Annotated in this window: 20 protein-coding genes and 1 tRNA gene; 10 read left to right on the top strand and 11 right to left on the bottom strand. The window is 36.5% G+C overall.

Annotation, left to right across the window (positions count from 1 at the left end):
- Window positions 1–3 precede the first annotated feature (3 nt).
- The 4 genes from M0R16_01365 to M0R16_01350 are packed head-to-tail and all read right to left on the bottom strand — an operon-like array spanning window position 4 to window position 3,773.
- Window positions 4–1,218: a beta-ketoacyl-[acyl-carrier-protein] synthase family protein gene (locus M0R16_01365; protein MCK9611534.1), complete on the bottom strand. Its 1,215-nt coding sequence runs from the start codon at window positions 1,216–1,218 to the stop codon at window positions 4–6.
- A gap of 9 nt (window positions 1,219–1,227) precedes the next feature.
- Window positions 1,228–2,304, bottom strand: a complete 1,077-nt coding sequence (locus tag M0R16_01360) for a 3-hydroxyacyl-CoA dehydrogenase family protein (GenBank protein MCK9611533.1) — start codon at window positions 2,302–2,304, stop codon at window positions 1,228–1,230.
- 60 nt (window positions 2,305–2,364) lie between these two features.
- Window positions 2,365–2,610, bottom strand: a complete 246-nt coding sequence (locus M0R16_01355) for a NifU family protein (GenBank protein MCK9611532.1) — start codon at window positions 2,608–2,610, stop codon at window positions 2,365–2,367.
- Between the two features lie 35 nt (window positions 2,611–2,645).
- Window positions 2,646–3,773 (bottom strand): Mrp/NBP35 family ATP-binding protein, encoded by a 1,128-nt coding sequence (locus M0R16_01350; GenBank protein ID MCK9611531.1) that lies wholly within the window; start codon window positions 3,771–3,773, stop codon window positions 2,646–2,648.
- A 278-nt stretch (window positions 3,774–4,051) separates the two neighbouring features.
- On the opposite strand from M0R16_01350, the gene M0R16_01345 reads away from it, so the two are divergent.
- From M0R16_01345 to M0R16_01300, 10 genes are all read left to right on the top strand, one after another.
- Window positions 4,052–4,139: transfer RNA gene (locus M0R16_01345), tRNA-Ser, on the top strand.
- Window positions 4,140–4,148: 9 nt separating this feature from the next.
- Window positions 4,149–4,436, top strand: coding sequence for a hypothetical protein (locus M0R16_01340; protein ID MCK9611530.1), 288 nt, complete (start codon window positions 4,149–4,151; stop codon window positions 4,434–4,436).
- On the top strand, window positions 4,423–5,364 hold the full coding sequence (locus M0R16_01335; GenBank protein MCK9611529.1) for a substrate-binding domain-containing protein: 942 nt from the start codon (window positions 4,423–4,425) through the stop codon (window positions 5,362–5,364). Before M0R16_01340 ends, M0R16_01335 begins: the two co-directional genes overlap by 14 nt.
- Window positions 5,365–5,382: 18 nt before the next feature.
- Complete coding sequence (locus tag M0R16_01330; protein MCK9611528.1) at window positions 5,383–6,588, top strand: tetratricopeptide repeat protein; 1,206 nt, start codon at window positions 5,383–5,385, stop codon at window positions 6,586–6,588.
- Entirely contained in the window at window positions 6,552–7,100 is a 549-nt protein-coding gene (locus M0R16_01325; protein MCK9611527.1) for a hypothetical protein, read from the top strand. Before M0R16_01330 ends, M0R16_01325 begins: the two co-directional genes overlap by 37 nt.
- A 236-nt stretch (window positions 7,101–7,336) precedes the next feature.
- Window positions 7,337–8,167, top strand: a complete 831-nt coding sequence (locus tag M0R16_01320) for a MotA/TolQ/ExbB proton channel family protein (GenBank protein MCK9611526.1) — start codon at window positions 7,337–7,339, stop codon at window positions 8,165–8,167.
- Window positions 8,168–8,201: 34 nt separating this feature from the next.
- A complete protein-coding gene (locus M0R16_01315; GenBank protein MCK9611525.1) occupies window positions 8,202–8,843 on the top strand; it encodes a biopolymer transporter ExbD in 642 nt (213 codons plus the stop codon).
- Between the two features lie 34 nt (window positions 8,844–8,877).
- Window positions 8,878–9,525, top strand: a complete 648-nt coding sequence (locus M0R16_01310; GenBank protein MCK9611524.1) for a biopolymer transporter ExbD — start codon at window positions 8,878–8,880, stop codon at window positions 9,523–9,525.
- 22 nt (window positions 9,526–9,547) lie between these two features.
- Window positions 9,548–10,324: an energy transducer TonB gene (locus M0R16_01305; GenBank protein ID MCK9611523.1), complete on the top strand. Its 777-nt coding sequence runs from the start codon at window positions 9,548–9,550 to the stop codon at window positions 10,322–10,324.
- A 142-nt stretch (window positions 10,325–10,466) separates the two neighbouring features.
- Complete coding sequence (locus M0R16_01300; GenBank protein MCK9611522.1) at window positions 10,467–11,807, top strand: YihY/virulence factor BrkB family protein; 1,341 nt, start codon at window positions 10,467–10,469, stop codon at window positions 11,805–11,807.
- Window positions 11,808–11,842: 35 nt separating this feature from the next.
- Here the strand turns inward: M0R16_01300 and M0R16_01295 are convergent, their stop codons facing one another.
- The 7 genes from M0R16_01295 to M0R16_01265 form a co-directional block, all read right to left on the bottom strand.
- On the bottom strand, window positions 11,843–12,649 hold the full coding sequence (locus M0R16_01295; GenBank protein MCK9611521.1) for a hypothetical protein: 807 nt from the start codon (window positions 12,647–12,649) through the stop codon (window positions 11,843–11,845).
- Between the two features lie 79 nt (window positions 12,650–12,728).
- Complete coding sequence (gene miaA, locus M0R16_01290) at window positions 12,729–13,667, bottom strand: tRNA (adenosine(37)-N6)-dimethylallyltransferase MiaA (GenBank protein ID MCK9611520.1); 939 nt, start codon at window positions 13,665–13,667, stop codon at window positions 12,729–12,731.
- Between the two features lie 9 nt (window positions 13,668–13,676).
- A complete protein-coding gene (locus M0R16_01285; GenBank protein ID MCK9611519.1) occupies window positions 13,677–14,270 on the bottom strand; it encodes a plasmid pRiA4b ORF-3 family protein in 594 nt (197 codons plus the stop codon).
- Window positions 14,271–14,334: 64 nt separating this feature from the next.
- A complete protein-coding gene (locus M0R16_01280; GenBank protein ID MCK9611518.1) occupies window positions 14,335–15,699 on the bottom strand; it encodes a CCA tRNA nucleotidyltransferase in 1,365 nt (454 codons plus the stop codon).
- Window positions 15,700–15,772: 73 nt separating this feature from the next.
- Entirely contained in the window at window positions 15,773–16,348 is a 576-nt protein-coding gene (locus tag M0R16_01275; GenBank protein ID MCK9611517.1) for an L-threonylcarbamoyladenylate synthase, read from the bottom strand.
- The gene (locus M0R16_01270; GenBank protein ID MCK9611516.1) at window positions 16,333–17,214 is read right to left on the bottom strand and encodes a glycosyltransferase family 9 protein; all 882 of its coding nucleotides are present in this window, start codon (window positions 17,212–17,214) and stop codon (window positions 16,333–16,335) included. The genes M0R16_01275 and M0R16_01270 overlap by 16 nt, the downstream gene beginning before the upstream one ends.
- 209 nt (window positions 17,215–17,423) lie before the next feature.
- Window positions 17,424–17,855, bottom strand: coding sequence for a hypothetical protein (locus M0R16_01265; GenBank protein ID MCK9611515.1), 432 nt, complete (start codon window positions 17,853–17,855; stop codon window positions 17,424–17,426).
- Window position 17,856 lies beyond the last annotated feature (1 nt).

The raw sequence follows: 17,856 nt of genomic DNA, 5'->3' as shown, positions 1-17,856 counted from the left end.
AAATTACTGAAATTTTTTTATTACCAAAACAGCATTATGTCCGCCAAAAGCAAATGAGTTGGAAAGTGCACAATTTATTTCATGTTTCCGTGCTGTATTTGGGACAAAATCGAGGTCCAGTTCCGGGTCAGGGTCATTAAGATTTATGGTTGGTGTAATTATACCGTTTATCAGGGATTGAATGGTAATAATAAGTTCTATAGCTCCTGCTGCCCCAATAGTATGACCTATCATGGATTTGGATGAAGATATAGGGATTTTGTATGCTCTATCACCAAAAACTTTTTTTATGGCAAGGGTTTCGTATTTGTCATTTAGAGTGGTTGATGTGCCGTGAGCATTTATGTAATCAACATCTTCGGTATTGATACCTGATTTTTGTAAAGCCAGTTGAAGTGTGTGTGCGATACCCTCGCCATCTTTCATTGGAGCCATAATATTATATGCTTCGCTTGTTGTGGCATATCCTGCAATTTCTGCAAGAATTCGGGCATTTCGCTTCCGGGCACTTTTCTCGGATTCCAGAATTATGACCCCGGCACCTTCGCCGATAACAAAACCATCTCGGTTTTTAGAAAAAGGTTTGCTGGCTTTTTCGGGATTATCATTTTCAGTTGATATGGCATATAAATGATTAAACCCTTCAATTTCTTCTTTATTGACAATGGAGTCGGCGCCTCCAGCAATTACGATATCTGCCATTCCGTTTTTTATCATATCATAAGCCAGTCCAATAGCAAAGGCTGAAGAAGCACAGGCAGCCGAAACAGTAAAATTAGGCCCCAGTAATTTATACTCAAGGGATATCCAAGAAGACATGGCATTGTTCATGCTTTTTAATATTCGGTTTTGTGGGGTAGTGCCTTTTTCCGAGGATGTATTGGCCGTGGTAACCACTCCAAGTATGACAGCGCAGCGGGTTTTGTCCGCTTCCTCAAAATCAACCCCGCTCATTTTAACAGCGTCCTTTGCAGCAACATAACATGCTTTGGTGATGCGTGTCATTTGCTCGGCAGCCCTTTTTTTTATGTATTGTGGCCATTGTTGTTCAAAGTTTTCGGGAATTTCAGCAGCAATCTGTGTCTGGCATTCTGAAGCATCAAACTGTTTTATTTTGGCCACCCCGCTTCTCCCGGCAAGCAGATTTTCCCAGTTTGTGTTAAGGTCCAACCCCAGTGAGGTTATCAGGCTCATGCCTGTTACTACTACGCGTTCCATTTTTATTGTTTATTTTTTTAATTCTTGTTCCAAAGTGAAGGGCCCTTTATCAATATTCATATATTCTTTCACGGCAAATTCTAAATCGTCCGGACTGCAAATCCCTTTAGCTATTATTCGATGTGCTTCCTTAAAATAAATATTGCAGAGCCTTGAAATAATATTTCCGGTAATAATTTCATTGGTTGTTGTCACATTCTTATTAATAACCTGATTTTCAATATCTAAATAAGGATAAAATCCGGATTTTGTTTTAACCCCAAGTTGATTATTTCTGCACATTTCTTCAAGTTTATGTACCAAAGGGTGGTAACGCTCGGAATCACTTATGTCAGAAATGTAATTCATAATTGATGCCAACATAATGTCATTGCCAACTTGGTCAAAAAAGCTGAAAATTCCATCCGGAAAAAGATTTTCTTTAACAACATCATCAATTTGTTTGTACGATAAGTTGCTTTCTATGTGGATGTTAAAGGCTTCATTCTGAACTTCCAGAAACAACTTATTTAAAATGAAAGCATTTTCTTCATCAAGCATGAGGTGTCGTTTCCCTATTTTTTTACAAAAAGCAACAATCATATTTTTTGCGTCATCTGAAGTTTCTTTTGAAACGATAATTTCGACAATATTTTTGAGTTTTACGGGATAGAAGAAATGTAAGCCTAACGTCTTGTCGGATAATGTTTTATTTACAAATAATGATGGTTTTATTGAAGATGAATTGCTTGCAATTACTGCTTCTGTTTGAAGATAAGAGGCAATATCATTCATCAGTTTTTTCTTTCTGTCAGGATTCTCCCATGTGCATTCAATTATTAAATCACAGGACTCGAGAGATTTGTATTCGTTGTTTATATCTACTGATGAAATCGTATTGACAAACTGTTCTTCATTAATTGCTTCGCATCTTTGCAAGCGCAACAGTTTTTTATTCAGCAACTGCCGGCTTCTTTCAGCTTCCTCAATATTTAAACAGATTTGTGTGATTTTATAATTTTGAAATAATAAAAAATGGAGTATGTCGGTCCCCATTTTCCCTGAACCGATAATACCAATTCTATTTATTGTTTTTTCTGAACCCATTATTAAAAATGTGCCTCACACAATTATAAATAATTAAATTGTTTTAATGGGCAGTAGTTCTCAAAGATTTACAGCCTCAACGGATTTGATCTCGGGAATTGCTTTTTTTACTGCAGCTTCCACTCCGTTTTTCAGTGTCATTATGCTCATAGGGCAGCTGTGGCAGGCACCGTGAAGTTGCACATTAACCACATTATCATCTGTAAGTTCCACAAAGCTTATATTACCGCCATCAGCTTCCAGGTAAGGCCTGATCTGGTCAATTACATTGTTTACTTTTTTTATTAATTCTTCTTTTGTATCCATTTTTCAGATTTTTTAAATTTATAATTTCTTGAGATTTATTTATCTGTATTATTATTCGTATGAGTATGTTTGAAAACATCTGTTACTGATTTAAATTCAGCCCATAAAGATAGTTGCTGTGATAAATTTTCAGTTAACTCCATAAACGCTTTTGCAATAGAAGTATTGTGCACAAGTGCAGCAGGTTTCCCTTCATCACCCGATTCACATAATGACTGTATCAAAGGTATCTGTCCCAGCAATACAGTTTTGGTTTCCTCAGCCAGTTTTTGACCTCCGCCCTTACCAAAAATATAATATTTGTTTTCAGGTAATTCGGCCGGAGTAAAATATGACATGTTTTCAATAAGTCCTAATACAGGGACATTAATTCCTTCCTGCCTGAACATGCCAATGGCTTTTCGGGCATCGGACAGGGCGACTTCCTGAGGCGTTGTAACTATTACTGCGCCGGCTACCGGCAATGTCTGAACCAGCGTGAGGTGTATGTCGCCAGTACCGGGAGGGGTATCAATAATAAGATAATCAAGTTCTCCCCACTCCACTTCGGTAAAAAGTTGTTTTAAGGCATTTGAAGCCATAGGCCCGCGCCATATCAATGCCTGAGTACTGTCAACAAAAAATCCAATAGACATCAGTTTAATACCGAATTTTTCAACAGGCACTATTCTAACTGCTCCGCTATTATCTATTGCTTTCGGGCGATAATTATTAAGGTCAAACATAATGGGGACCGAAGGGCCATAAATATCGGCATCCAGCAAACCTGTTTTTGCCCCTGTTTCCGCAAGTGAGATGGCTATATTAGCCGCAATAGTTGATTTTCCAACGCCTCCTTTGCCCGAAGCAATCAATACTATGTTTTTAACGCCGGGTAAAACATTTTCTTTGCCTTTTGATTGTGTACTTTTTTTTACTTTAGCTCCCAGTTCTATATTTATTATAAAATTATCACCTAAATCCTCTTTAATAGCTTTTATGCAGTCGTTTTTTAACTTTTCGCGCAGTGGACATGCAGGAGTCGTTAATATAAGCTTGAAATTTATTTCATTGTCTTTAATAAAAATATCTTCAATCATTCCCAAGCTGACCAGGTCTTTATGCAAATCAGGATCAATGACTTTACTCAATGCGTTGATTATTTGCTCCTTGTATATTTCCATTGTTTCTTATTTAGATTTTGTAAAGATAGTGTTTTTTTTAAACATAAAATTTTTATCCGTAATCTTATTAAAACATACCTTTTTCTGTTTTTATTAAACCAGATTCTTAACTATTTAAAATTAAAGTTTCTTTGTTTATAATTTTGAAAAAATTGATAAAAACACTGAAAAGCATAATGAATTCTAAAAAAACAAACATGTTCAAAGAAAAAGATAAAATAAGAGTTTCAGGATATTTATGCGTTGGAAATAAAAAAATGAATATATTTGCACACTTCGGAGAGATGGCCGAGTGGTCGAAGGCGCACGCCTGGAAAGTGTGTAATCGCCAAAAGCGGTTCATGGGTTCGAATCCCATTCTCTCCGCAATGTTTTATGAAAAGGTTCGTTTCATTTGCATTAAACTATCATATCTGTAACTTTATGAGTTCAAAGTATCATTTCGGGGTATGGAGCATTTTTGGCTTGTTCATGGTGCTGGTATATATAGGGTTAGGTTTTTTTATAATGTTTTTTCCTCAATTCAATCAACGGTTTAATATTCCTCCTGAATATAGCGGCATTAAAATATTTTTCGGCATATTTCTTATCGCCTATGGAATTATCCGTTTCTTGCGTCTGTTACCTAAACTTAAAAACCACCAAAAACATGAAGAAGAATAATTCTTTTCGCTATGCAATTATCATATTAATTGCATTTTTGTTTGCCGGTTGCGGGTCTTCAGGTAAAATTGATGAAACACCTACCAGTGGAAATATTAAAATATCAGTGGATGAATCCTACTCCCTGATTATGAATACCCAGGTATCGACATTTGAAGCAATTTATACGTATGCCGTAATTAATGCGACTTATAAAAATGAGGTGGATTGTTTTACCGATCTTCTGAATGATTCTGCCAGGCTGATTGTCGTTAATCGTAAACTCACTGCTTCGGAAGAACAGAAGTTGAACAGCCTGCAACTCATCCCCAAGACCATAAAAATTGCCTATGATGCCCTTGCCATAATTATTAATAAACAGAATCCGGATACCATCTTCACCTATGAACAGATAGAAGATATTTTCAAAGGTAAATTAAGCAAATGGATTGACCTGAAGCCCGATTCGAAAAATGGAGATATCACAGTTGTTTTTGATAATAACAAATCTGGTAACCCCAGATATTTCAAAGAAAAATTTAAGTTGAGCAGTAAATTCCCGGGTTATTGCTATGCTGTAAATTCCAATGAAGAAGTAATTAATTATGTTCAAAAAAATATTGGCGCTATAGGAATAATTAGTGTGAATTGGATAAGCGACACTCAGGATACCCTTACTCAGAAGTTTTTAAATCAGGTAAAAGTTGCTGGGATTTCTGACGAAGGTAATCTTGATGGCCCGTTTCTTAAACCCTACCAGGCATATATTGCAGATGGTTCTTATCCGTTTGTCCGCGATGTATATATGATAAGCAGGGAGTATTTCAACGGGCTTGGCACAGGTTTTGTTCAATTTGTGGCAGGTGAAAAGGGACAACGAATAATATTAAAATCAGGACTTGTTCCGGCAACCATGCCAATAAGACTGGTACAAATAAAGAAAGACTAAAAAATGGAGGTAAAACAAATGAAAACAAGAACAAAAAAATCAGTTTCAATTGTTTTTTTAATTGCAATGTTTTTTTGTGTATCGGGGATGGCACAGCCCTCACATCCTGATGTGCTTAAAGCTAGGGAATTTACTAATAGCGAACAGTTTGATTCGGCTAAGGAAGCATTCGAGGCATTGCTGAAAAGCCAGCCAACAAATGGGGATGTTTATTTTTATTATGGAGAAAACTATCTTATTGAATATTATTCAGATACCGCGTATACTTCAAAAAAATCTGCTATAAAAGAAGCAGAAATTTTATTTGTAAAAGCAATGGAAGTGGACCCCGAAAATACTGCCGGTTATGTGGGAATGGGAAAGATTTGCCTGATGAAAAACGACGATTTATCTGCCGAAAAATATTTTAATGATGCGCAGGCAAAATTTCCCAGCAAAACCAATAAAACTTCAACGATACAACCTGATAAACAGGCAAGAACGCTTGCGAAAATTGCAGAATCATATTTGATTATTCAGGGCAAAAAGAATGTTGCCAAGGCACTGAAATTATTAGAGCAAGCTATTGAACTTGACGGTAAAAATGCTGAATTATACCTTATTTATGGTGATGCTTTTCTTGAAAATAATGATGGTTCCAATGCTATTTCTCAATACAAAATGGCTCAGGAATTGAATCCAAAATCACCTTCTGCAAAATTACGTCTAGGAAACCTTTGGATAAGAGCACGCAACTGGCAGGAAGCTATTGACTATTATAAAGAAGCCATCGGGATAGATTCTACTTTTGCTCCTGCATACTTAGAATTAGGGAAATTATATTCAAAAGCAAATCAGCTGGAACTTTCCATGCAGAATTATAAAAAATATCTTGATATCTCAACAAATGTTTCGGCAAAGATTAAATATGTAAACGTATTAATCGAATCAGATAATCACAAAGAAGCCATAAATCAATTAAATGAAATCGTCAAGACGGATACCACCCGTAATGATTTGAATCGCGCCTTCGCTTATTGTTATTACGAAACTGCTGATTATCAAAATGCCCTGCAATATATTACTAAGTTTTTTAAGAACACCGTACCGGAAAAAACTCTTGTAAACGATTATATTTATTATGGAAAAATTCTTTCAAAGAACAACAAAGATTCATTGGCTATTACAAAGTTCAGGAAGCATTCGCTTTGGATTCCAACCAGTATGATATTTTTTCGGAATTAGCCAATTCATACACAAGAATGAAAAATTATGCCAAAGCTGCCGAAAATTACGAAAAAAAGATTGCAAAAGACAAGGCCGGAACAGCTGATTATTATAGGCTCGGAGTGGTTTATTATAATTATGGAACTGTTGAAAAAAACATAAATATATGGAAAAAAGCAGATACTACTTTTGCATATTTGACAGAAAATAAGCCTGATTTTATGAATGGAAAGAGTATGTTTTACAGGGCTATAATTAATTCAATGATAGACACCTTAACAAACACCCATAATGCAAAACCTCTTTTTGAAAGTTATATTGAAAGGGTTAAAGCCGATTCGGTTAAATATGCCAACGATCTTGTAAGCTGTTATGATTACCTTGCTTCATATTATTTTTTGGGAGCGGAAAAAGATATATGTAAGGCCAGATATTTTTGGAATAAAATCCTTATGTTGAAGCCTGATAATGAAAAAGCTCTTGATATGCTTAAAGAAACTAAAAACCATCCCTGTCCTGACCAAAAATAAATAGCAGATAGTCTTTCCCATAAAAGGTCTTACGAAATTTTGTAAGGCTTTTTTTTACCGATTACTTTTTTTAAACAACCGAAAACTGTTTTATGGGTAAATCAAAAAAATAAAATGATAATTTTGCAGTTATAAAAATTATTTTGCTGATTTTATTTAAAAAAAGAGAGTATATTTGTAGCTCCGAAAAAATAATGTTTTAAAAATTTTAATTATAAACAAAAAATCTAAAAAAAATGAGTAAAAGTAAGAAAAATGTTCAAGGTGGTCAGTCACTGAAAGAAGCCTTACAGTCAGCATTTGCATCCGGTGCAATACTGATAGCATTAATTGTATCAATTCTTGTTTACAAGTTTGTCATGGGTAATCCTGCAAATTTCGAAGGTGGAAACCCTTCAGGTCATCCGTTGCCGGGGAATTTTCTGGCTATGATTTATAAGGGAGGATTTATCGTTCCTATTTTAATGACTACCGTTTTGATGGTATTGATTTTTACCATTGAAAGATGGGTTATGTTGAGACGTGCCAGAGGAAAAGGCCGTATCAACCAGTTTGTGAAAAACATTCAGCAGCATCTGGCCGGCAACAACATCGAAGGCGCCATTACTGACTGTGACAAACAAAAAGGTTCAGTGGCCAATGTTATGAGATCAGGTCTGAAAAAATACAAAGAACTTAAAGATGATAATGTTCTTGAAAAAGATCAGAAGGTTCTGGCACTTCAGAAAGAAATGGAAGAATCAACAGCCCTCGAATTACCTATGCTGAACAAAAATCTGGTCATTTTATCAACCCTGGCTTCTATTTGCGTACTTGTTGGTCTTATTGGTACAGTACTCGGTATGATCCGTGCTTTTGCGGCTCTCGCGTCTGCAGGTTCACCCGATGCTTTGGCACTGGCAACCGGTATTTCAGAAGCTCTTATCAATACGGCATTTGGTATCACAGGTTCATGCCTTGCAATTGTGTTTTATAACTTTTTCTCAAGTAAAATTGATAACCTGACTTTTAAAATTGATGAAGCCGGCTTCAGCCTGATTCAGACATTTGCCTCAACAACCAAATAAATAAGTAAGAATTTAAAAGCAAATTTTTTGTATTATGGCAAAAATTAAACTAAAGAGAGCCCAGCCCCACGTGGATATGACCCCGATGGTGGACCTATTCTCATTGCTTTTGACATTCTTTATGCTAACTGCATCATTTAAGCCACAGGAGGCCAAAGTTATTGATTCACCCATGTCGGTTTCAGAGAAAGCAACGCCTGATAAGGATGTTATTTCGGTGCTGGTTTCTAATGACGACAAAGTTTTTTTCAGTATGGACAATGGAAAGGATACATCCGCCCATTTCAGGAATCAACTGATTACCAAAATCAATGATTTGTACCACTTGTCATTAACTGAAAAAGAAATAACAAAATTCGGTCAGGGATCTTCATTTGGTATGCCTATGAACAAGCTCAAGGCCTTTCTGAATGAAGAAGATGCAGATAAAAAAGAAGCAATGCAAAGCGGTATCCCCATGGACACCATAGGTGATCAGTATCCCGAACTCGCAATATGGGTTGCTTATGCCCGCGAACTTAATCCATTGGCTGAAGTTGCGATCAACGGCGATGCTGAAGCAAACTACAAAACCGTGAAAAAAGTAATGGATGTCATGCAGAATTCCGGAGTAAACAGATTCAACCTTGTGACTAACCTGCAGAAGGAAGAAGCTACACTTGAGGATATTAAATAAGTGATAATATTAAACCATTGTAATATAAAATATCATGGCTGAAATAATAGAAAATACCGGCTCAGGTAAAAAGCAGGGCGGAAGGCGTGCACCAAAAAGAATGGGAGCTCATATTGATATGACTCCGATGGTGGACCTTATGTGTCTGCTCATCACGTTCTTCATGCTGACCACCGCTTTCAGCAAACCCAAAGTCATGGAGATTACCATGCCGGAGAAAGATAAATCTGAAGATCCCAAAGATGCACCCAAGGTGGACGCTCACAGAACATATACAATTTTATTAACTGGCGATGACAGGGTTTTTTGGTATCATCATGGCGAAGTTCCCGAAGGACAAACATTCCCGACAACTATCAATAAAACAGATTTTAGTAAAGACGGTCTCCGGAAGATTTTATTAAAGAAAAACGAAAAAGTCTTTACAGAAATTTTTGAACTGAAGGAAAAAGTGAAAAAAGGAGAATTGGTGCTTGAAGAAGATTCATTAAATGCCCAGATCAAGCGAATAAAAAAATCTGATAAAAAAGCGCCAATCATTCTGATTAAAGCCGACGAGAAAACCAAATACAAGAGCATTGTGAATGTGGTTGATGAAATGGCTATCTGTAATATTGCCAACTATGCTATTGTCGATATCGCCCCTGAAGAAATTGCATTGATTGAACAAGCTCCTAAATAATTAATCTAAAAATATTAATATTATGGCAGAAAGTTTAAATATCAATACTGCTCAAAACCTTGATGAAATAGTTTTTCAGAACAGAAATAAAGAGTATGGCGCTTATTTTCTCAGAAAAGCATACAAGAAATTTATGACCCGTTCGGTGATTATTTCAGTAGCGGTTTTATTGTTGGCTGTGGGTATCCCATTCTTTATTTTTAAGCAGACCTATTCAGCCAATCAGGAGCAGGAAGTTACGGTTGACATGATGGCAATGAATGCACCTAAAGATGAAAATGCGCCACCGCCACCGCCACCGCCACCCGAAGCAACTGTTGAGCAAAAAGCTAAATTCACAGCACCTATTGTCGTTACAGATACAACAGAAACTACAGAAATAAATCAGGACGATTTAAATAAAACAACTACAAATATAATAGAAGAAGAGGTGGTTATTGAAGAAGATAACTCTGACAAAGTTATTGAAGAAGTGATAGAAACACCTATTTTTACAGTAGTGGAAGAAATGCCTTCTTTCCCTGGTGGTGATGAAGCCCGCATTAAGTTTCTCAAGGAAAATATTAATTACCCGCAAATGGCCAAAGAAAGCGGCATACAGGGCACAGTTTATGTTACCTTTGTGGTTGATGAAAAAGGTAAAGTTACTGATGTCCGTGTCCTCAGAGGAATTGGAGGTGGATGTGATGAAGAAGCTGTACGTGTTGTTAAACTGATGCCTTCCTGGAATGCCGGCAAGCAATCAGGGAAAGCTGTAAGAGTGCAGTTTAATATGCCCATACGCTTCATCTTAAGTTAATTTTATTTAACAAAACAAGAAGCCACTTCTAATGAGGTGGCTTTTTTTATTTGCAATATTTTTTTATTTTTGATAAAAATCCTTTCTAAGTTTAATCATTTTATAAATCGCTTTTTTTTAGTGTATTTATTGATATAGTTTTATGAAAAGTATAAAAAATAAACTCGACTTTCTGATACGTTTTTTAAAGCATGATATCTGGCATCAGTCGTTGGACAAGCTGCCTAAAACAAAATCTTTCTTAATAAAAAACTTAAGAATAGTTGTTTTGGCTTTTAGAGGATTTAACGAAGATGAGTGCAGGCTCAGGGCATCAGCCATGACATATTATTCATTGATGCTGATTGTTCCGGTATTTGCTTTAGCTTTTGCTATTGCCAAAGGTTTTGGGCTTGACAAAATACTTGAAACCCTGATATATGAGAATTTTTCAGAAAATCAGGCAATCATTAATAAGTTGCTGGTTTTTGCCAACACATTGCTGAATGAAGCAAGGGGAGGTGTTATTGCCGGCATTGGCACGATAGTGCTTATATGGGCTATTGTGGAGATTTTAAGCCATATTGAACATTCTTTCAACGCGATATGGCATGTCAGGGAATCACGAAGCCTTTTGCGCAAAATTCCCGAATATCTTACTCTTGCAATATTAGCTCCTGTTTTTATCATCGTGTCGAGTTCTGTGGCTGCATTTTTATCATCACAATTCAATTCCATTTCAAATGAAAATTCCCTGATAGAATATATTGGCCCATTTTTTAAATTCTTTTTCAACCTGGCCCCGTACTTTTTAACATGGGTTGTTTTTACAACAATTTATGTTATAATTCCAAATACCCGAGTTAAATTTAAGCCGGCCCTGTTGGCTGGTTTTATTGCAGGTACAGCTTTTCAACTAACTCAGATGGGATATTTTATTGTACAGATAGAGTTGATAGATATCAATGCCATTTATGGAAGTTTTGCAGCTATTCCTTTATTAATGGTATGGTTGCGCATGAGTTGGATTATTATCATGTTTGGGGCGGAATTAACATACGCAATTCAAAACATAAAGAAGTATGAATATGATTTAGATGTGAGTAACATGAGCTATTACAGCCAGAAAATAATTTCACTGCTTATTATGCATACGATTATTAAAAGGTTTGTAAAAGAAGAACAACAGCCAACGGCGTCAGAATTATCTTCAACAATAAAAATTCCATTAAAACTGGTTCGCCAAATTGTTTACGAGCTTATTCAATGCCGGCTGATAACCGAAGTCAAAACTTCGTCTGACAAAGAATATGCTTATATCCCGGCTTTTGATGTGCAAAAAATAAGTATTCAAACAGTTATTGAAAGACTTGATAAAAAAGGGAATAATGATATTTGTAATATTGAACTTCCCGCGTGTAAGGAAATGCATGCAAGAATTAATAGTTTTAACGAGACGCTTAAGGCACACAGTGCTAATAAACTAGTAAAAGAGATTGATTGAAACTTATTCAAAGATTATTACAGCAATTGCTTATATCAATTGCATGTATCTTTCTCTTTGGGCTTTGCTATAATATTGCGGAAATACTTCCAATGCCAAAGAATATGAACAATAGATATAGCTGCCATACTTATGCCAAATTCAACATGCCAGAACAACAATTTTGAAAACCACTCAAATAATACAAGATAATTGAGCTGAATTACAAGAAATAGCCCTGTAAGCCCTGTATTAATAAAAGACAATAATAACAAAGAGTTCCAGATTCTTTTATGTGTAGATTTTTTGAGTATTTTTCTTTTTGATAATAACCATGTAAACAAATAAAAAAATATGCAAAAGCTGAAAATTAGAAAGAAATCATATTTTTTAATTTCATAGCTTTTATTCTCATTTTTGTTTACGTTATTTTGCAGGAAATTTGCATTCGCACTATTGTTTTGTTGAGCTCTGTTTATCTCACATTCCGGTGTATTTGCGAACGGGCAGTTATGTGAAACATTATTCTGGAAATTCTCTTTATTTTTTTGTTTGGATGTGTCGGTATTTGAACTTGAATTATCATGTTTTTGAGAGCTGTCGGCATTTTGATGGAGTATATTGTTTTCAGCTATGGGAACAGAATCTTTCTTGTTCAGAAGTTTGTTGTATATAGCTTCAGTGAAGGTTGTAAGGTCGCAATACCCATCATGATTAACATCAACGAACCACCCACAGGCACCTTTACAGTCATAAGAGTTTCTGGGGCAGTTTTGTGAGTTTGCTTGAAAAAGTATAAAACTTAGAAAAAAAACAAAAATGAGTTTTTTAATCAATATGTTTTTTTTTGTTTTTCTGAGCATAAATATAGTTTTGTGCATAGTACGAGTAGTCTATCGAATGTAATAACAACGATGCAAAGTTAGGAATATTTTCTAATGGTTATTCTTTGCCCATATGCATTTTGGAATTAATAAACTCCAAAATACCTGCTGTGTCATCGGGATGAAACCACTTAATATTTTTATCACGCATAAACCATGTGATTTGTTTTTTTGCATACCTGCGGGTATTGGTTTTGATTTTTTCAATAGCTTCATCGAAAGAATATTGCCCGTTACAATAACGGAAAAGTTCACGATATCCAACGGTATTAAGGCTGTTCAGCGTTTTATAAGAATATAGTTGCTTTGCTTCTTCAAGTAGGCCCTTTGATATCATCATGTCCACTCTTTCGTTTATCCTCGAATTAAGTTCATTACGTGTCCTGTTAAGTCCAATTTTAATTACGTGAAAATCCCTAGGAGCTTTATTTTTTTTCAAACAGGCTGAATAAGGCTTGCCGGTGCTTATACATACCTCAAGTGCACGAATGATACGTTTATGATTTGCAATATCGGCTGATGCATAATATTCAGGGTCGAGCAGTTTTAGCTGATTACGCAAAGGAGTTATTCCTTTTTCATCAAAAGCACGGTTTAATTGGATTCGCAGCTCGGGGTCAGGGTCCGGAATAACATCTATTCCATTGCAAACAGCATCAATGTATAATCCAGAGCCTCCGGCCATTATTACTGTTTTTTTATGCAGGAAAAGATTATTCAGTAACTTTATTACATCCGTTTCAAAACGGTAAGCATTGTATGAGTCGTGTATGCTGAGTGTGCCTATCATGTGGTGTTTCACAGCAGCCAATTCATCATCGGACGGAACAGCTGTTCCGATTTTAATTTCGCGATATAACTGACGGGAATCCGCTGATATTATTTCTGTGTGGAAGTGTTGTGCTATTTTAACAGCCACAGATGTTTTGCCGACAGCTGTAGGGCCTGAAATAATAACTAAATTTTTTTTTGAATGTTCCGGCTGAGAGAGGTTCATTCAGCTTTATCAGATATAGTTTTTTTCATCTATGCTGTCGCCAAAGATTATATTGCTGTCGTCAAAATTCATATCCTCAACATTATAAAACTCTTCGCCATCTTCGGGCGTTTCATTTTCCATATCAGGAAGTTCATCGGGCTGTAGAGTATTCTTAAGGGGTTTGTGGAAGTCACTGGTGCATTTAATACATCTCGGGTATTTTATTTTTGAGTCGCCTTCTGTTATCTTTGATAATTCTATATACAGCGTGTGCATTTTCAGGAAGTCATAAACATAAATCATGCGCTGGCTGGGGTCGTTAATACAATCTTTTAATTTTACTTCCGACATTTCAGGAACTTTTATATCTTCTGTATTATCAGTGGCATCCGGGTCGCTTACATCGCAAAGAGCTATCTCCTGTAATTTGTTCCATTTGCTGTCGCATATATAAAATGATGCCATTTCTCCTTTTTCAAAGGAGACACAATCCTGAATGGCCTGGTGAAAATCTTCGAATGAATTGCCTGGTTTTATTTCAATTTCCCTGTAAAATTTATCATTGTCATCCGAAACAATTTTGAACCTGTATATTAACATGGCTGTATGGATTATAGTCAATAAATTTTTTTATAAAAGTAATGCAAAAATATAAAAAAAGCAATCTTTTTTAAAGCAATTTTTTTTACAGATTCAGTTTTTTTCCTTCCTGCAGCATGAATTGAAATGCTTCGTCGAAATTATTTGCGATTTTACCGTCAAGGATGGCTTCGCGGATGGCCGTTTTGATTATACCGACTTCTTTGCATGGACTTAAACCGAATATTTTCATTATCAATTCTCCGGATATAGGAGGCTGCCAGTTGCGAAGCCTGTCTTTGATTTCAATTTCGGCAAGTTTTGCTCTGACAATTTCAAAATTTTTAAGAAAACGTTCAACTTTTTTTATATTTTTTGATGTGATATCCGCTTCACAAAGAGTCATCAGGTCGTCAACATCATTCCCTGCCTCAAATAACAAGCGGCGCACAGCAGAGTCGGTAACGCCGTCTTCTGCAAGAGAAATGGGCCTCAGATGCAGCAAAACAAGTTTCTGTACATATTCCATCTTGGCGTTGAGAGGCAGTTTCAGCATGCTGAAAATTTCCTTAACCATGAAAGAGCCTTTTACTTCATGTCCGTGAAAAGTCCAGCCGTTTTTTTTGGAAAAGTGTTTTGTTTGCGGTTTACCGATATCGTGCAATATAGCGGCCCAGCGCAACCATAAATTGTCACTTTGCACCGCTATTTTGTCAAGCACCTGAAGGGTGTGATAAAAATTATCTTTATGAGCTTTGTAGTCTTTTACATCAATGCCTTTGAGTGCAGGAAATTGCGGAAAAATAATATCCAGCAACCCTGATTGTTCCAACAAGATAATTCCTGATGATGGCGCCGGCGAGAGTATAATTTTGTTCAGTTCATCGGTGATGCGTTCTTTTGATATGATGCCGATGCGTTCTTTATTTTTTTGTATAGATTGGAAAGTATCCGGAAAAATTTTGAAATGGAGCTGGGTGGCAAATCTTATAGCACGCATCATTCGCAGAGGGTCGTCAGAAAATGTTCTGTCGGGGTCAAGAGGTGTACGGATACATTTTTTCTCCAGGTCGGAAAGACCGTTAAAAGGGTCGATGAGTTCGCCGAAATTATGTTTCTGGAGGCTGAAAGCCATAGCGTTAATGGTAAAATCGCGGCGATTCTGGTCATCTTCCAGCGTACCGTTTTCAACAACCGGATTTCTCGAAGTGCTGCGGTATGATTCTTTTCTGGCGCCGACAAATTCAACGTTCCAATCATGGTAACGCAGCATGGCGGTGCCGAATTTTTTATAAACCGTTATGTTACATTCCTCTTCCAGGTTTTGTGCTACCCTTTCGGCCAGTTCAATACCGCTTCCTTTAATAACAATATCAATATCTTTACTTGAACGATTCAAAAAGCAATCCCTGACATACCCGCCAATAACAAATGCCTGTTGATTGTTTTTGTGAATGATATCAGAAATAATGCCGAATACCGGATGCTGAAGATGTTGGTTCAATAGTATAGCTTATGGTTGCAAAAATAAAAAAATAGCTTTATTAAGCGCGAATAATTTCATATTCCCCATTTGTATTAAACTGTATTATGGTGGATGATTTAAGCTGTTTGATACTGTTCTTGTTCAGGGTAACAACATAATCAACTTTTTTGATAATGTCAGGGTTCACTTTGCTGAAGATAAGCGGGTTGGCTTCTCCGGATATATTGGCTGAAGTGGAAATCAGCGGCTTATTCAACAGCCCTATCAGTTTCTGGCAAAATTCTTCACGAACAATGCGTATGGCGATACTGCCGTCTTTTGCTATAAGGATTTTAGGCAGGTTTTTGGCTCCGGGATAAACAATAGTCAGGGGTGTCTTTATGTTATTAATAAAATCAAAAGCAGTTTCGGGAATTTTACTAACGTATTGATAAAGCTTTTCAGGGAAGTCGAGGAGTATTATCATGTTTTTATTTACGGAACGTTTTTTTATTTTATAAATCCGTTCAATAGCTTTTGCATTCGTGGCATCACAGCCAATACCCCAAATTGTATCAGTAGGGTAGAGGATAATACCGCCCTGCTTCAGTATTTCATAAGCTTTCAACAGCTCTTCTTTCATGGATTCAGGCATAGTAATAATTGATTAACAGAAATATTGTTTGCGCAATTAAAGTGATTTTCAGGGCAAAAATTATGCCCATGCAAGCCGCAAGGCCGACAATTCAATTTTTCATCGGATTCAATGATGTGTGAATTTTCTGATGATGGCCCAAAACCAAAATCGGGAACCGTGGAACAGAAGATGGCGGCAACAGGCGAATTCAAAGCAGATGCAAGATGCATGGGCGCTGAGTCATTTGTATAGTTCATGACTGCATCACGCATCAATGCGGCAGTTTCAAGCAAAGATAAACGGCCGGCAATATTCTGAACCGTTTTGCTTGTTGTTTGTCTTAAAATGTTATCGCAAAGGCCGAAATCTGATTTCGCCCCGATAAGATAGACCATATATTTTGATGGCAATGCATGAATAAACTCCACCCATTTATGCTCCGGAAATTGTTTTGTTTTCCACAATGAAGCCGGGGCAATGCAAATGTATTCCTGATTTTTATAAGAAGAAACTTTATCAAAATCAGTTTGCGATGGATAAAGCCTGACATGCGGTAATGGTTTCACGATTTTCTCAATAAGCATCAGGTTTCTGTTGATTTCGTGCATTTTGGAGTTCTCACCGATAATATGATTTACGGATTTGTCGAACAGATAAGAGAAGGGATTTTTATCAAACCCGCTTACAAAATCGGCTTTTGAAAACACGGCAAGCAGGCCTGTTGAGGCAAAGCGCTGCAGGTTAATCAGGTAGTCGTAACGTTTTTTTCTTATTTGCGTGAGCAAGGGAAAAAGCCTGCTGTATTTCTTTTCCGATTTATCCCATATCAGGATGTTGTTGAGGTGAGGGTGCCCTGCAAATAAGGATTCACAACCTTTTTTCAACAGGAAATCAATCTCATGGGATGTATTGTCTGCCCTGATGCTTTCAATTAATGGAGTGGCTAAAACAACATCTCCGATGGATGCGGTTTGTATGATTAGAAAACGTTTCAGAAGAAAATAATTTATGGCAAAGTTATGAATTATGGAATGTTAATACATAAGAATATCCAAATTTTTATTCAAGAACCATGAACAGGCAAATGAATTATCTACTTCAATTCAACATTTACATTGCCTTCATCAACCGACCAGCATATGGAGTCGCAGATTACTTCCTGAATTTTTTTCACCCTGTCACCGTCAAAAGCATAAATGATGTTATTACCGGATTTGTATTTTGCAACTACAGTGTAATATTTGTCGGGGACAAGGAGGTAACTGCTTTGGGCAGACATGACGGTATCGGAAAGCACCATCAGGCTGTCTTCGGCATTGCCTTCATAAATGCTTACGGGAATATAAGGGTTTTCCGCATTGATGGTCAGTTTCACATGCAAAGCGCCCAATTCTGGTTCTAGGGTATTGCAATCGGAATAATCGTAATTCATACAATCTTCGGGCTGCAAACTTTCACTGCATGAATTTATAAAAAAACATGCCAGGGCAAGGATGAGCAGCATGGTATTTTTTTTAATCATCATA

The sequence above is a fragment of the Bacteroidales bacterium genome, assembly GCA_023228145.1.
In the GTDB taxonomy this organism is placed as follows: Bacteria; Bacteroidota; Bacteroidia; order Bacteroidales; family CAIWKO01; genus CAIWKO01.
Note: the sequence above shows the minus strand (reverse complement) of the source record. Positions and strands in the feature narration are given on the sequence as shown.

Bases quoted from the DNA above. Each gene is read 5' to 3' on its own strand.
- M0R16_01365 (MCK9611534.1), bottom strand. From the start codon at position 1,218: ATGGAACGCGTAGTAGTAACAGGCATGAGCCTGATAACCTCACTGGGG.
- M0R16_01360 (MCK9611533.1), bottom strand. From the start codon at position 2,304: ATGGGTTCAGAAAAAACAATAAATAGAATTGGTATTATCGGTTCAGGG.
- M0R16_01355 (MCK9611532.1), bottom strand. From the start codon at position 2,610: ATGGATACAAAAGAAGAATTAATAAAAAAAGTAAACAATGTAATTGAC.
- M0R16_01350 (MCK9611531.1), bottom strand. From the start codon at position 3,773: ATGGAAATATACAAGGAGCAAATAATCAACGCATTGAGTAAAGTCATT.
- M0R16_01340 (MCK9611530.1), top strand. From the start codon at position 4,149: ATGAAAAGGTTCGTTTCATTTGCATTAAACTATCATATCTGTAACTTT.
- M0R16_01335 (MCK9611529.1), top strand. From the start codon at position 4,423: ATGAAGAAGAATAATTCTTTTCGCTATGCAATTATCATATTAATTGCA.
- M0R16_01330 (MCK9611528.1), top strand. From the start codon at position 5,383: ATGAAAACAAGAACAAAAAAATCAGTTTCAATTGTTTTTTTAATTGCA.
- M0R16_01320 (MCK9611526.1), top strand. From the start codon at position 7,337: ATGAGTAAAAGTAAGAAAAATGTTCAAGGTGGTCAGTCACTGAAAGAA.
- M0R16_01315 (MCK9611525.1), top strand. From the start codon at position 8,202: ATGGCAAAAATTAAACTAAAGAGAGCCCAGCCCCACGTGGATATGACC.
- M0R16_01310 (MCK9611524.1), top strand. From the start codon at position 8,878: ATGGCTGAAATAATAGAAAATACCGGCTCAGGTAAAAAGCAGGGCGGA.
- M0R16_01305 (MCK9611523.1), top strand. From the start codon at position 9,548: ATGGCAGAAAGTTTAAATATCAATACTGCTCAAAACCTTGATGAAATA.
- M0R16_01300 (MCK9611522.1), top strand. From the start codon at position 10,467: ATGAAAAGTATAAAAAATAAACTCGACTTTCTGATACGTTTTTTAAAG.
- M0R16_01295 (MCK9611521.1), bottom strand. From the start codon at position 12,649: ATGCTCAGAAAAACAAAAAAAAACATATTGATTAAAAAACTCATTTTT.
- miaA (MCK9611520.1), bottom strand. From the start codon at position 13,667: ATGAACCTCTCTCAGCCGGAACATTCAAAAAAAAATTTAGTTATTATT.
- M0R16_01275 (MCK9611517.1), bottom strand. From the start codon at position 16,348: ATGCCTGAATCCATGAAAGAAGAGCTGTTGAAAGCTTATGAAATACTG.
- M0R16_01265 (MCK9611515.1), bottom strand. From the start codon at position 17,855: ATGATGATTAAAAAAAATACCATGCTGCTCATCCTTGCCCTGGCATGT.